12 protein-coding genes are annotated in these 13,839 nt (G+C 65.6%); 10 read left to right on the forward strand and 2 right to left on the reverse strand.

The window, feature by feature from the left end; translation table 11 throughout:
* The 3 genes from IDF66_RS07285 to IDF66_RS07295 all read left to right on the forward strand — a co-directional run.
* A partial coding sequence (locus IDF66_RS07285; RefSeq protein ID WP_190266358.1) for an acyl-CoA dehydrogenase family protein occupies positions 1–137 on the forward strand: 137 nt, incomplete at its 5' end.
* Between the two features lie 12 nt (positions 138–149).
* Positions 150–1,307, forward strand: a complete 1,158-nt coding sequence (locus tag IDF66_RS07290; protein ID WP_190266359.1) for an acyl-CoA dehydrogenase family protein — start codon at positions 150–152, stop codon at positions 1,305–1,307.
* Positions 1,308–1,324: 17 nt separating this feature from the next.
* Positions 1,325–3,340, forward strand: a complete 2,016-nt coding sequence (locus tag IDF66_RS07295; protein ID WP_164307237.1) for an NAD(+) synthase — start codon at positions 1,325–1,327, stop codon at positions 3,338–3,340.
* 26 nt (positions 3,341–3,366) lie between these two features.
* Here the strand turns inward: IDF66_RS07295 and IDF66_RS07300 are convergent, their stop codons facing one another.
* Positions 3,367–4,767, reverse strand: a complete 1,401-nt coding sequence (locus tag IDF66_RS07300; RefSeq protein ID WP_190266360.1) for a WS/DGAT/MGAT family O-acyltransferase — start codon at positions 4,765–4,767, stop codon at positions 3,367–3,369.
* 146 nt (positions 4,768–4,913) lie between these two features.
* Between IDF66_RS07300 and IDF66_RS07305 the strand changes: the two genes are divergently transcribed.
* The 7 genes from IDF66_RS07305 (at position 4,914) to IDF66_RS07335 (ending at position 12,929) form a co-directional block, all read left to right on the forward strand.
* Positions 4,914–6,317, forward strand: a complete 1,404-nt coding sequence (locus IDF66_RS07305; protein ID WP_164307239.1) for a glutamate decarboxylase — start codon at positions 4,914–4,916, stop codon at positions 6,315–6,317.
* A gap of 43 nt (positions 6,318–6,360) precedes the next feature.
* Entirely contained in the window at positions 6,361–6,873 is a 513-nt protein-coding gene (locus tag IDF66_RS07310; protein WP_164307240.1) for a nuclear transport factor 2 family protein, read from the forward strand.
* Positions 6,874–7,197: 324 nt separating this feature from the next.
* On the forward strand, positions 7,198–8,190 hold the full coding sequence (locus tag IDF66_RS07315; protein WP_164307241.1) for an acyl-ACP desaturase: 993 nt from the start codon (positions 7,198–7,200) through the stop codon (positions 8,188–8,190).
* Between the two features lie 68 nt (positions 8,191–8,258).
* On the forward strand, positions 8,259–9,392 hold the full coding sequence (dusB, locus tag IDF66_RS07320) for a tRNA dihydrouridine synthase DusB (protein WP_223309385.1): 1,134 nt from the start codon (positions 8,259–8,261) through the stop codon (positions 9,390–9,392).
* A gap of 158 nt (positions 9,393–9,550) precedes the next feature.
* Entirely contained in the window at positions 9,551–11,674 is a 2,124-nt protein-coding gene (locus IDF66_RS07325) for an LCP family protein (protein WP_190266361.1), read from the forward strand.
* A 99-nt stretch (positions 11,675–11,773) separates the two neighbouring features.
* Entirely contained in the window at positions 11,774–12,436 is a 663-nt protein-coding gene (phoU, locus tag IDF66_RS07330) for a phosphate signaling complex protein PhoU (protein ID WP_164307243.1), read from the forward strand.
* Between the two features lie 343 nt (positions 12,437–12,779).
* Entirely contained in the window at positions 12,780–12,929 is a 150-nt protein-coding gene (locus tag IDF66_RS07335) for a hypothetical protein (protein WP_190266362.1), read from the forward strand.
* 123 nt (positions 12,930–13,052) lie between these two features.
* On the opposite strand, the gene pstB is transcribed toward IDF66_RS07335, so the two are convergent.
* On the reverse strand, positions 13,053–13,829 hold the full coding sequence (gene pstB / locus IDF66_RS07340) for a phosphate ABC transporter ATP-binding protein PstB (RefSeq protein WP_164307244.1): 777 nt from the start codon (positions 13,827–13,829) through the stop codon (positions 13,053–13,055).
* Between the last annotated feature and the right edge of the window lie 10 nt (positions 13,830–13,839).

A 13,839-nucleotide genomic window follows, 5' to 3' on the forward strand; every position in this document is an offset into this window, starting at 1 on the left:
GCTACGGCTACTCGAAAGAATTCGAGATCGAACGACTGATGCGCGAAGCCCCCTTCCTCCTCATCGGCGAAGGCACAAGCGAAATCCAGAAACAAATCATCAGCAAAGGACTACTCCGCGACTACCGCGAGAAGTAAAGGGGAGAACACATGCAACGCAGCATCTTCACCGACGACCACGAGGCCTTTCGCAAGACCATCCGCGACTTCATCGCCAAGGAAGTGGTACCCGAGTACCACGAATGGGAGAAGCAGGGCCACCCACCTCGGGAGTTCTACAACCGGCTCGGCGATCTCGGTGTACTCGGGATCGAAGCACCCGAGGAATACGGCGGTGGCGGCGTCGCGGACTTCACCTATTCGATGGTGATCGCCGAGGAGACCTCGGCAGCGGGAGTCACCTTCGGCAGCTACTCCGTGCACAGCAACCTCATCCTGCCGTACCTGATGGAGCACGCCACCAACGATCAGAAGCAGCGCTGGATCCCCGGATTCTGCTCCGGCGACATCATGTTCGCCATCGCGATGACCGAGCCGGGCACCGGATCGGATCTGGCGAACATCTCGACCACCGCGAGACTGTCCGAGGACGGCAGCCACTACATCCTCGACGGCGCCAAGACGTTCATCACCGGCGGGGCGCTCGCCGACCGGGTCCTGGTGGTGTGCCGGACGTCGCCGTTCGACACCGAGAACCGCCGCGCCGGGCTGTCGATCCTGGTGGTCGACACCGCGTCGGAAGGCTTCACGGTCGGCCGCAAACTCGAGAAGATCGGACTGAAGGCCTCCGACACCGCCGAACTGTCGTTCAGCTCGGTGAAGGTGCCCGTGGAGGACCGTCTCGGCGAGGAGGGCGCCGGGTTCTCCTACCTGACGCACAATCTCGCGCAGGAGCGGCTCACCATCGCCATCGGCGCCTCGGCGACCGCGGCCGCCGCCGTGCAACACGCGCTCGACTACACCAAGGAACGTGACGTCTTCGGTCGCCCGGTGGCGTCGTTCCAGAACACAAAATTCGTGCTCGCGGAATGCTCGGCCGAGGTCGAGGCGATCCGACATCTGGTCGACCGCGCCCTCGAACTGCACAACGCGGGCGAACTCTCCGTGCCGGATGCGGCGCGGGCCAAGCTGTTCGCCACCGAGACGGCCGGACGCGTCATCGACAAATGCCTGCAGTTACACGGCGGATACGGCTACATCGTCGAATACCCGATCGCCCGGCTGTATGCCGACACCCGGGTCTCGCGCATCTATGGCGGCACCAATGAGGTGATGAAGACGATCATCGCGAAAGACCTCGGCCTCTGACCCATTAGGCTCGGGGTGTGTCTGTCTACGAGCACGGATTCGCACGGGTGAGCGGGGCGGTTCCGACCGTCTCCATCGCCGACCCGGCGCGCAATGCCGAACGAACGGTCGATGCACTCCGCGCCGCCGCCGACGACGGTGCCGCGCTGGTGGTGTTCCCCGAGCTCGGGCTCTGTGGGTACAGCATCGACGACCTGGTCCAGCAGGACGCCGTGCTGGATGCGAGCCTGGCCGGCCTGCGGACGGTGGTCGAGGCGAGCACGGGACTGCGCCCGCTGATCGCCGTCGGGCTGCCCTTGGTGGTGGGCGACGGTCTGTACAACTGCGCGGCCATCGTCCACGACGGAGCGGTCCTCGGCGTCGTACCGAAGTCGTATCTGCCGAATTACCGGGAGTTCTACGAGCAGCGCTACTTCTCCGCGGCCCGCGACGCCGCCGTCACCACCGCCACGGTGCTCGGTGCGGAAGTACCGTTCGGTCCGGATCTCATCTTCGAGGCCGACGACCTCCCCGGCTTCGCCGTGCATGTGGAGATCTGCGAGGACGGCTGGGTGCCCATCCCCCCGAGCACCTGGGCGGCACTGGCAGGTGCAACGGTCTTGGCGAACCTGTCCGGCAGCCCGGTCACCGTGGGCAAGGAGTCGTACCGGAAGTCGCTGTGCAGCAGCCATTCCGCCCGATGCGTTGCTGCGCACATCTACGTGGCCGCGGGATTCGGCGAGTCGACCACCGACCTCGCCTGGGATGGCGACGCGCTGATCTCGGAGAACGGCACCCTCCTGGCCCGCACCGAACAGTTCTCGATGACCGATCAGCGCATCACCGCCGATATCGATCTCGATCGGCTCCGCCAGGAGCGGATGCGGATGATCAGCCTGCGTGACCAGGTGGGTGACTATGCCGGCGATCTGAAACCGCTGCGCCGCATCCGGTTCCGACTCGGCGCCATCGAGGAGGTCGATGACACCCTGCGCCGCGAGGTGCCGCGATTCCCGTTCGTCCCCGCCGATTCGGCCGATCGCGACTTCCGCTGCCGCGAGGTCGGGAACATCCAGGTGCAGGGTCTGGCGGCTCGGCTGCGCGCCACCGGGATCGAGAAGATCGTCATCGGCGTCTCCGGCGGCCTCGACTCGACGTTGGCGTTACTTGTCGCCGTCGACACCTTCGATCGCCTCGGCCTGCCGCGGCAGAACATCCTCGCGTACACGATGCCCGGGTTCGCCACCGGCACCGCGACTTTACGTCGCGCCCACGTGCTGATGGACTCGCTCGGGGTGAGCGGCACGGAACTCGACATCCGTCCGTCCTGCGAACAGATGCTCGCCGACCTCGGGCATCCCTACGCCCGCGGCGAGAAGGTCTACGACGTCACATTCGAGAACGTCCAGGCCGGGGAGCGGACGTCGCACCTGTTCCGGCTGGCCAATCACCACGGCGCCATCGTGCTCGGCACGGGCGATCTCTCCGAACTCGCACTGGGGTGGTGCACCTACGGTGTGGGCGACCAGATGTCGCACTACAACGTCAACTCGTCGGTACCGAAAACCCTGATCCAGCACCTGATCCGGTGGATGATCACGACCAGCGCCTACACGCAGGAGACCACCGACACCCTCGCCGAGATCCTCGACGACGTGATCTCCCCCGAGTTGGTCCCGGCAGGTGACGACGGCGCGATCCAGAGCACCGAGGACACCGTCGGACCGTACGAACTGCACGACTTCTTCCTCTATTACCTGACCCGATTCGGTTATCGCCCGGCGAAGATCGCCTACCTGGCGGCACAGGCGTGGGGTGACCGTGAACGCGGCGCGTGGTCGGAGATGATCGTCACCCAGCGGCGCAACCAGTACGACCCGGCGACCATCGAGCGATGGCTCACCGTCTTCCTCAAGCGGTTCATGAGCAATCAGTTCAAGCGCACCGCGATGCCCAACGGTCCGAAGATCGGTTCCGGCGGGTCACTGTCGCCGCGCGGCGACTGGCGGTCGCCGGCCGACGCGAGCTCACGGGCCTGGCTCGACAGCCTGTGAGCCGACCGCACCGCCGGTGACGCAGATCAGTCGCACCGCTCGAGCAACTGCTTGAGCTGCTCGTCGAAGGCCTGAGCGATCGCCTGGACATCAGGGGCCTGATCGGTGCACGCGAGGATGCCGACATTGAGATGGCCGTCGGCGGAGAAGACGGTGATGTTCAATCCGAGCCCGTGGAAGATCGGCCCGAGGGGATAAACCCCCGTCACCCGCGATCCCAGGAAGTACAGGGGGAAGTCGGGGCCGGCGACATTGGAGACGACGACGTTGAACACCGGCGGATGAGACAGCGAGAGTCCGCGATCACCGTAGAGCTTCATGACGTTCGACATGGTGGTCCCCGGGGCGAACTGTGCCCACGCCCGAAGGATGTTGGCATCGATGTCGGCGTGATGCTCTTTCGACTTGCGCGCCATCTCCGAGGCCTGCTCGACCCTCTCGACCGGGTCCTCGAGATTCGACGGCAACAGCGTGAACATCCCGGTGACCTTGTTGGTGCCACCGGTCACCAGTGAGCTCTCGTCGGCTCCGTGCACCGACACCGGCACCATGGCGACAAGCGGCTGCTCCGGGAGTTCGTCGTGCTGTTCGAGATAAGTGCGCATCGCACCGCCGGTGATGGCGAGCACGACGTCGTTGATCTTCACGCCGAAACGGTTCTTGACCCGTTTGACGTCATCGAGGGAGAGCTGGGTGACCGCGAGTGACCGGTGCGGCGTGATCGGCGCGTTGAAGCGGGTGCGCGGAGCCTGGAACGGAGCGGGCATCGCCGTCTTCGATCGGGTGCGGCGGAACCATTCGATCGGCACGCCGACGGTCTCCGGTAGAAGCTTGGCCATCGCGATCGGCCGCTGGACGAAATAGTTGACCGCCCCGGTCAGCGCCATCGTCGTCCGTGACGACCCGCCCGCGGTCTGCTGCATCTTGTCCGCGTCGAGATCCGGCGCCTCCGGTGTCATGGTGCAGAGTTCGGCGAGCAGGTCCGCACCGGTCACCCCGTCCACGCCTGCATGATGCATCCGCAGCATCGCGGCGACCTTGCCCTGTGCGAGACCCTCGATGATCCAGAGCTCCCACAACGGTTTGCCGCGATCGAGGGTCTGGCCTGCGAGGTGGGCACACAGCTCGGCCACCTGCTCCTCACCGCCGGGGGCGGGCACCGCGACACGATGGACGTGACGTTCGATGTCGAAGTCCGCGTCCTCGATCCAGACCGGGTGGTCGATGTTCAACAGCGAATTGTCCAGTTTGCGACGGAAATTGGGCATCGCGCCGATACGCCGCTCGAGTTCGTCACGCAGCTTGACGAAACTGTATCCACCCGGCATCGTGCTCGGATCGATCTCGATGAGACCGATGACGTGCATGAGCTGCGACCTCGTCTCCAGATAGAGAAACGACGCATCGAGACCGCTGAGACGTTGCATGGACCCATCACCCCTTGCGCTACCGACGTCACTGCCGACCTCGTCACCCATCATCATGCGCGCCCAGGCGAACAGCCCGCGCGCGCATGCACAATCATGCCCCAAGGATGAGTCGGCCAGGCATCGATTCGGCGTACGTTGAGCCGATGGAACATCACCTGAAAGTCGATCGCAATGACGTCGCCGACCTTCCGGTCTCGGCGAACCCGCTGTTCACGCGCCGTGGCGAGGCCACCGAGTTCCCCCGCTTCACGCTTCCCGAGACCGAATCGTTGCCGGAGACCGCCTATCAGATCGTCCACGACGAGGCCATGCTCGACGGCAACGCGCGCCAGAACCTGGCCACCTTCGTGGGAACCTGGATGGACGATCACGCCAATCGGCTGTACCTCGAGTCGGCCGACAAGAACATGATCGACAAAGATGAGTATCCGCAGACAGCTGCTATCGAAACCCGTTGTTGGACAATGCTTGCCAACCTCTGGAATGCGCCGGACGCGACCAAGGCGATCGGCACGTCGACCATCGGCTCGTCGGAGGCGGCGATGCTCGGCGGGATGGCACTCAAACGCCGCTGGGCCGAACGCCGCAAGGCCGAGGGCAAACCCGTCGGCACCCCGAACCTGATCATGTCGTCGGCGGTCCAGGTGTGCTGGGAGAAGTTCTGCAACTACTTCGAGATCGAACCGCGGTACGTGCCGATCTCCGAGGAGCATCCCGTCCTCGACGGGCACGACCTCGCGTCCTACGTCGACGAGAACACCATCGGTGTCGTACCGATCATGGGCGTCACCTACACAGGCGCCTACGAACCGGTCACCAAGATCGCTGCCGCCCTCGACGAGATCCAGGCGAATACCGGCCTCGACATCCCCATCCATGTGGATGCGGCCTCCGGCGGGGCGATCGCCCCGTTCCTGCAGCCCGATCTGGAATGGGACTTCCGCGTCGACCGGGTCGCGTCGATCAACATGTCCGGCCACAAGTACGGCTTGGTCTACCCCGGCATCGGCTGGGTGGTCTGGCGGGACGCGTCGTTGCTCCCCGAGAGCCTGGTGTTCCGGGTGAGCTACCTCGGCGGCGACATGCCCACCTTCGCCATCAACTTCTCGCGGCCGGGCGCCCAGGTGCTGCTGCAGTACTACCAGTTCCTCCGGCTCGGCTTCGAGGGCTACCGCGCCGTCCAGCAGAACTGCCAGGACGTCGCGCTGTCCCTGTCGTCTCAGATCGGCGCGATGGACCAGTTCGTGCTGCGCAGCGACGGCAGCGACATCCCCGTGTTCGCCTGGCAGCTCGCTCCCGGACACTCCGAGAACTGGAATCTGCACCACCTGTCCACCCAGCTGCGCGAACGCGGGTGGCAGGTGCCCGCCTATCCCCTACCCGACGATCTCGCAGATCAGTGGGTGCAGCGGATCGTGGTGCGCAACGGCTTGTCGCACGACCTGGCAGATCTCTTGATGCGCGACCTGCGGAGTTCGGTGGAATACCTGGACAGCCTCGACACCCCGATGCCGACGCCGCACGCCACCCGCGGATTCCATCACTGATCGGCATTTTTTCTAGAACAAGTTCTAGTACGCTCATGCCTCGATGAGCACATTCACGCATTCCGAACTCGACGAGGCCTTCGGCCGCTTCCAGCGAACTGTCGCCGAGATCGCCGTCACCCGCGACTGGGACCGCTTCGCCGAGCTGTTCACCGAGGACGCCGACTACGTCGAGCACGCCCTTGGCACGATGTCCGGCCGCGAGGAGATCAGGGCCTGGATCTGGAAGACGATGACCGCCTTCCCCGGCAGCCACATGACCGGATATCCCTCGCTCTGGCATGTGGTCGACGCGCCGACGGGCCGGGTGATCTGCGAGGTCGACAACCCGATGCGCGATCCAGGTGATGGAACGCTGATCACCGCGACCAACATCACCATCCTGACCTATGCCGGCAACGGGCTGTGGAGTCGGGAAGAAGACGTCTACAACCCGATGGAGTTCGGGCAGGCGGCGATGAGATGGTGCGAGAAATCGGCCGAACTGGGTACCCTTGACGACGACGCGGCCCGGTGGATGGAGACCATCGGGGTGATGTTCGCTCGGCGTCGGTGACGCCGAGGCCTCGGGGGGATTCGCGGAACGGCACGTGGGACCTGCGAATCGGCTGTGAATCCGCGTCACGCAGGGGGAAGACGTGCCCCGATCGGCGATGATCGATCGGCACGTGAGAGCCGTCGTCGGTGACAATCGCCGATCGTGACCGACGACACGTGAGAGGAACGTAACGGCGTACGCCCATGGTTACGATTCCGTAAGTACGGACTTGGGTCGGGTCGGCAGGTGTCGTACCCTGAACCACTGACCACCATGTCAGTCCCGCGCCGAGCTCACCACTGACAGGCATGACATACGGACCACCACCGTTCGGAGGAAAGAATGGCACGCGAGCTGACCCAGCTTGAACTGCTCAAGGAGCTGGCACCGGTTGCCGAGGACAACGTCAACCGGCACCTCAAGATCGCCAAGAACTGGAACCCGCACGACTACGTGCCCTGGGACGAGGGCAAGAACTTCGCAGCGCTCGGCGGGGTCGACTACGACCCCGAGCAGTCGCAGCTCGACGAGGTCGCCAAGGCCGCGATGATCACCAACCTCCTCACCGAGGACAACCTGCCGTCCTATCACCGCGTCATCGCCGACAACTTCTCGATGGATTCGGCGTGGGGCCACTGGGTTGGACGCTGGACCGCCGAGGAGAACCGGCACGGCATCGTCATGCGCGACTACCTGGTGGTGACCCGTGGTGTCGATCCCGTCGCCCTCGAAGAGGCGCGGATGATCCACATGACCAACGGCTACGATCCGATGCTGGCGGCCGCCGGACGCACCGAGGAGCTCGAGGAATACGCCGACGAGCTGGGCATCCTGCACTCGGTCGCCTACGTGACCTTCCAGGAACTCGCGACCCGCGTGAGCCACCGCAACACCGGCAAGGCCTGCAACGACCCGATCGCCGACAAGATGCTGCAGCGCATCGCCGCCGACGAGAACCTGCACATGATCTTCTACCGCAACATCTGCGGTGCGGGCATGGACATCTCACCCGACCAGACGCTGCGCGCGGTCACCGACATCGTCACCAACTTCCAGATGCCCGGCGCCGGTATGCCGAACTTCCGTCGCCACGGCGTCCTGATGGCCAAGCACGGCATCTACGACCTGCGTCAGCACCTCGAAGAGGTCATCATGCCGGTCCTGCGGAAGTGGAAGGTCTTCGAGCGCGAGGACTTCACCTCCGAGGGCGAGAAGACCCGTGAGGAGCTCGCGGCCTTCCTCGAGCAGCTGGAGAAGGACACCATCCGCTTCGAGGAGATGCGCGACCGTTCGCTCGCCCGCGAGGCCAAGAAGCGGGAGCAGCAGGCATCCTGAGCACCGTCACGACCTCGGCCGCGCCGGCGCCCTCGATCTCCGAGGGCGCCGGTTCGGCGTCGGCTGCCTTGCGCATCGGGTCGATCGAGCTGGCGAGCCCGGTGGTTCTCGCCCCGATGGCCGGCGTCACCAACGTCGCATTCCGCACCCTGTGCCGCGAACTCGAACTCGCGCGCACCGGCACGGTGTCGGGGCTCTACGTGTGCGAGATGGTCACCGCCCGGGCGCTGGTGGAACGTCATCCCGTGACGATGCACATGACGACCTTCGGACCGGACGAGTCGCCGCGGTCGATCCAGCTGTACACCGTGGACCCCGAGAACACCTACGCGGCTGCCAAGATGATCGTCGACGAGAACCTCGCCGACCACATCGACATGAACTTCGGCTGCCCGGTCCCCAAGGTCACCCGCAAGGGCGGCGGGTCGGCAATTCCCTACAAGCGCAACCTGTTCCGGCGGATCGTCGCAGCGGCGGTGCGTGCCACCGAGGGCACATCCGTGCCGGTGACGGTGAAGTTCCGGATCGGTATCGACGACGAACACCACACGCACCTCGACGCCGGGCGCATCGCCGCCGCCGAAGGCGCCCAGGCCGTCGCCCTGCACGCGCGCACCGCGTCGCAACGCTATTCGGGCACCGCGGACTGGGATGAGATCGCCCGGCTCAAGGAACACGTGACCGAGGTTCCGGTACTCGGCAACGGTGACATCTTCGAACCCGTCGACGCCGTCGAGATGATGCGGCATACCGGCTGCGACGGCGTGGTGATCGGTCGCGGCTGCCTCGGACGGCCGTGGCTGTTCGCCGAACTCGCCGCCGAATTGAACGGATTCACGGCTCCAGCCGCCCCGAATCTCGGCGAAGTGTCGCAGATCATCGTCCGGCACGGTGAATTGCTCGCCGCACACCACGGCGAGGGCAAGGGTATGCGCGAGATCCGCAAGCACGTCGCCTGGTATCTGCGCGGGTTCCCGGCAGGCTCCGATCTCCGCAACCGGCTGGCGCTGGTGAACACCCTCGACGAACTGCGCGAACTCGTCGGCACGCTGCCCGCCGACGCCGAATTCCCGGCGGACGGACATGGGCCTCGCGGTCGGCAGGGATCGCCCGCCAAGGTGGCGCTACCCGACGGCTGGCTCGACGACCCGGACGAGGACATCGTTCCCGATGGCGCCGAGATCATGCATTCGGGCGGCTGAACACGGAAATGCAACCCGCCACGCGGTAGCTGAGACAAGTTCTCAGGTGCAATCAGTAATATGACTCGAGGTCTCGCATGGGCGGGGCCATGCCATGGTGCGCCATACCAGCCCAACGGCGGTCGCACTGGAAGGTCGGGGTTCAAGGGGAATGTCAGTTGAGTCGTAAGTCATCGGGACCGGACGAGCCGTCCGACGAGGGCAGTACGCCTCGTCGTAGTCGGCGGGCCGGTCGCTCCGGTGGCGCCAACGACTTCAAGGAGATGTTCGGCGACCCACCGGTGAACGGTGGCTCCTCCCACGGCGCCCTCCACGAGCCACGCGGGACCGATCGCTATGTCCGCGGCCGAACCCGGCTCACCGTGCGCGAGCTGATGGAGCAGATGAACGCGGCCGGGGCCGACGCGCAGCCCACCGGGCCTGCGCAGCCGGGACAGCCCGGAAAGCGGCCGCCGCGGCGTTCGCCGGAGCCACAGCCGCCCGCCGACGAGAATCCGACCACGGTCCATCGGTTCGGGAACCTCGACGAGGTTCCCAACGCGAACGACGTGACCCAGAAGATCCCGACCATCCCCGACGTCCCCGACGTCGACGTCGACCTCTCCGACGATGCGACACGCGAACGGGTCACCGAGGAGTCGCGCGGGCAGGGCAGCCGTGCCCGGCCGTTGCAGCCGACCCCCGATCTCTCCGACACCATCCCACCGCGGTCGCGCCCGTTCCGACATCCCGGACCGAAGAACCGGCGCCGAGATCTCACCCGAAACGTCACCGTCACCGGCCGGGTCATGGTCGCGGTCGCCTGTGTGATGGCGCTGGTCGGCACCGGCTTCGTCTGGGGCTACCTGCAGTCGTGGGACGGCAACTGGAAGACCATCAACGCGGTGAACCCGGACGATTCGAACATCCGCAAGAAGGATGCCCAATACGGCGACGAGAACTATCTCATCGTCGGCACCGACACCCGTACCGGGCAGAACGGCAAGGTGGGCGCAGGCACCACCGCCGACGCCGAAGGTGCGCGCTCGGACACCGTCATCCTGGTCAACGTGCCTGCCAATCGCAGTCGTGTCGTCGCCGTCTCGTTCCCTCGCGACCTCCAGGTCGACCGGCCTGAATGTCAGCAGTGGGACAACAGTGCGGGCACCTACGGAGACCCGATACCGGCCGAGACAGGAGTGAAGCTCAACAGTCTCTACGCAGATGGCGGACCGAAGTGTCTGGTGCAGGCCATCACGCAGATGAGCGGTCTGAACATCAACCACTTCATCGCCATGGATTTCTACGGCTTCGAGAAGGTGGTCAAGTCCGTCGGCGGCGTCCAGGTCTGTTCGACGTCCCCGCTCTACGACTACGAGCTGGGCCAGATCATCCGCAAACCCGGAAGTCAGAAGCTCACCGGGCGCCGCGCGCTGAACTATGTCCGTGCCCGCAACATCGCGTCCGAGGGCACCGGCGACTACGGCCGGATCAAGCGGCAACAGCTGTTCATGTCGTCGCTCCTCCGTTCCACCTTGTCGGGCAACGTGTTGTCGAACCCGAACAAGTTGAACGGCATCGTCAACACCTTCATCCAGTACAGCTTCGTGGACGGTGTCGACACCAAGTCGCTGCTCAACCTGGCCGAATCGATGCAGGGAATCGAGGCCGGGCGTGTCACCTTCCTGACCATCCCGACCTCGGGCACCACGACGGACGGTCTCAACAACGAGATCCCGCGGACCGAAGCGATCAACGCGATCTTCAATTCGATCATCGACGACGACCCGCTGCCCGGCGAGAAGGCGAAGAAGAAGGCCGCGAGTTCGGCCAGCAAGTCGCCGTCGAGCAGTGCGGCCGCACCGTCGAGCGAGGCTGCACCGACCAAGCTGAGCGCGACCGCCCAGAGCCCCGGCAACGTGGGCGTCCGCGTCCTCAACGGAACCGACCGCAGCGGCGTGGCGTCGGAGGTCTCCGACCAGCTCGTGTCCGAGGGATTCGACGTCCGCGGTGTCGCCGACGCCTCGGAGAACCGCGACGAGACCGTCATCCGCTACGGCGCGGGTGAGCAGGATTCAGCGGCCACGCTGGCCAAGATGTTCCCCGGCGCGTCGATCCAGCAGGACCCGAACGTCAAGTCGGGCGTCGAGGTGATCCTGGGTTCGAACTTCGACGGGTCCCTGGATTCCACCCCCGCGACCGGTAGCACCATCTCGGCCCAGCAGCTGCCGGCGTTGTCGGCGTCGTCGGGCCTGCCGAACGATCTCGCAGTGACCAACGCGGGCGACACCACCTGTTCCTGACCTGATCGAAAGCGGCAAAGCGGGCGCGCACCGGCCGTTCACGGTGTGTTCATCCGCACTGGCCGGGTGCCGGTCGCGCGACCAAGTATCCTGGATGCCATGCGTACCGCGTACCACGAGCAGCTTGAGGTGCTCAATTCGATCCTGGGCGAGATGTGTGACCTCGCCGGCGCGACCATGGCACGCGCCACCCAGGCACTGCTGCAGGCCGACCTCGCCGTCGCCGAGGAAGTGATCACCGACAACGACCGGATGAGTGAGTTGTCGGCCCGCGCCGAGGAACAGGCGTTCGCATTGCTCGCCCGGCAGGCCCCGGTGGCCGGTGATCTCCGCGGGATCGTCAGCGGATTCCAGATCGCGGCGGACGTCGACCGGATGGGCGCACTCGCCCTGCACGTGGCGAAGGTGGCGCGGCGTCGCCACCCGGCCAAGGCGCTACCCGAGGAGGTCAACGGCTACTTCGCCGAGATGGGCCGGCTCGCGGTACAGCTCGCGGAGACCGCGCGCGAGGTCCTGACCACACAGAACCCGGAGGAAGCAGTCCGTCTCCAAGAGGACGACGACGCGATGGACGACCTGCACCGGCACCTCTTCACGGTTCTGATGGACCGGGAGTGGAGCCATGGGGTGGCCGCCGCCGTCGACGTCACGCTGCTCGGCCGGTACTACGAGCGGTTCGCCGACCATGCGGTGCTGATCGGGCGACGCGTCGTGTTCCAGGCCACCGGACAGACACCGGAGCAGTTCCTCGAGGTCTCTTGACCACTCGGGACGTAGATCCTTCACGCGGTCCGGATGCGATCCGGACCGCGTTTTTTCTGCGATGAGATGGCGCTCACCTGGAGCGCCTTCGGATTTCGTGGCCCGGTGGACGCGGCGTTAGGGTGACGCCATGGCTCAGCATCCCTCTGCGGAACGAGACTTGGACCCGGGCGCCGGGAGCGCAGCGAGCGGGCCCACATTCCACCCGGGCGCCGGGAGCGCAGCGAGCGGGCCCACATTCCACCCGGGCGCCGGGAGCGCAGCGAGCGGGCCCAGATTCGATACGGGCGCCGGGAGCGCAGCGAGCGGGCCCAGATTCCCTACCGGGAACGCGACGCGCGACATGCCCCTCTTCGGGCCGGGCGCAGCGAGCGGGCACAATTCCACCGACGATGAGCAGGCTGCGGCGGCTCATCGTCGCCAGATCCTGAGCTACCTGGGATTCACTCTTGTTCTCATCGTCGCGTTGATAGTCCTCGTGCTGAACATGTGACCGTCGCGGTCCCTGAGGACGGAGCAGGCGAAGCGTCACGAAGGACGCCCCTCAGGGTGGCGCCACGAGACGGGCCCCGCACGGCGTCACCGTGCGGGGCCCTTCGTCGTTCGAGTGCGCTGCTCAGCCGAAGCGGCCCGAGATGTAGTCCTCGGTCTCCTGCTTGAGGGGGCTGGAGAACATCGTCTCGGTGTCGTTCAGCTCCACGAGCTGCCCCGGCTGACCGATGCCCTCCAAGTTGAAAAACGCGGTCTGATCGCTGACGCGGGCTGCCTGCTGCATGTTGTGGGTCACGATGACGATCGTGTACTCCTTCTTGAGCTCGCCCATCAGGTCCTCGATCGCCAGGGTCGAGATGGGGTCGAGCGCCGAGCACGGTTCGTCCATGAGCAGCACGTCCGGCGACACCGCGATGGCTCGCGCGATGCAGAGCCGCTGCTGCTGACCACCGGACAGACCGCCACCGGGCTTGTCGAGCCGGTCCTTGACCTCGTCCCAGAGGTTGGCGCCGCGCAGGCTACGCTCGGCGACCTCATCGAGCTGGGCCTTGTTCCGCACGCCCTGGAGCTTGAGGCCGGCCACCACATTGTCGCGAATCGACATGGTGGGGAACGGATTCGGCCGCTGGAAGACCATACCGATGGTTGCGCGCACGCTCACCGGGTCGACACCCTTGGCATAGATGTCCTCGCTGTCGAGGAGCACCTTGCCGGTCGCGTAGGCCCCGGGTGTCACCTCGTGCATGCGATTGAGCGTGCGCAGCACCGTGGACTTGCCACAGCCCGATGGGCCGATGAAGGCCGTGATGCAACGCGGCGGCACCTCCAGCGTCACGTCCTTCACCGCGTGGAATGCGCCGTAATAGATGTTCAGATCTTTGATGTCGAGGCGCTTGGCCATTGTCTCAGTC

Source organism: Gordonia hankookensis (genome assembly GCF_014673215.1).
Lineage (GTDB): Bacteria > Actinomycetota > Actinomycetes > Mycobacteriales > Mycobacteriaceae > Gordonia > Gordonia hankookensis.

Coding starts and splice junctions, on each gene's coding strand:
- IDF66_RS07315 (WP_164307241.1), top strand. CDS start 7,198: ATGGCACGCGAGCTGACCCAGCTTGAACTGCTCAAGGAGCTGGCACCG.
- IDF66_RS07290 (WP_190266359.1), top strand. CDS start 150: ATGCAACGCAGCATCTTCACCGACGACCACGAGGCCTTTCGCAAGACC.
- IDF66_RS07305 (WP_164307239.1), top strand. CDS start 4,914: ATGGAACATCACCTGAAAGTCGATCGCAATGACGTCGCCGACCTTCCG.
- pstB (WP_164307244.1), bottom strand. CDS start 13,829: ATGGCCAAGCGCCTCGACATCAAAGATCTGAACATCTATTACGGCGCA.
- IDF66_RS07335 (WP_190266362.1), top strand. CDS start 12,780: ATGCCCCTCTTCGGGCCGGGCGCAGCGAGCGGGCACAATTCCACCGAC.
- phoU (WP_164307243.1), top strand. CDS start 11,774: ATGCGTACCGCGTACCACGAGCAGCTTGAGGTGCTCAATTCGATCCTG.
- IDF66_RS07300 (WP_190266360.1), bottom strand. CDS start 4,767: ATGCAACGTCTCAGCGGTCTCGATGCGTCGTTTCTCTATCTGGAGACG.
- IDF66_RS07310 (WP_164307240.1), top strand. CDS start 6,361: ATGAGCACATTCACGCATTCCGAACTCGACGAGGCCTTCGGCCGCTTC.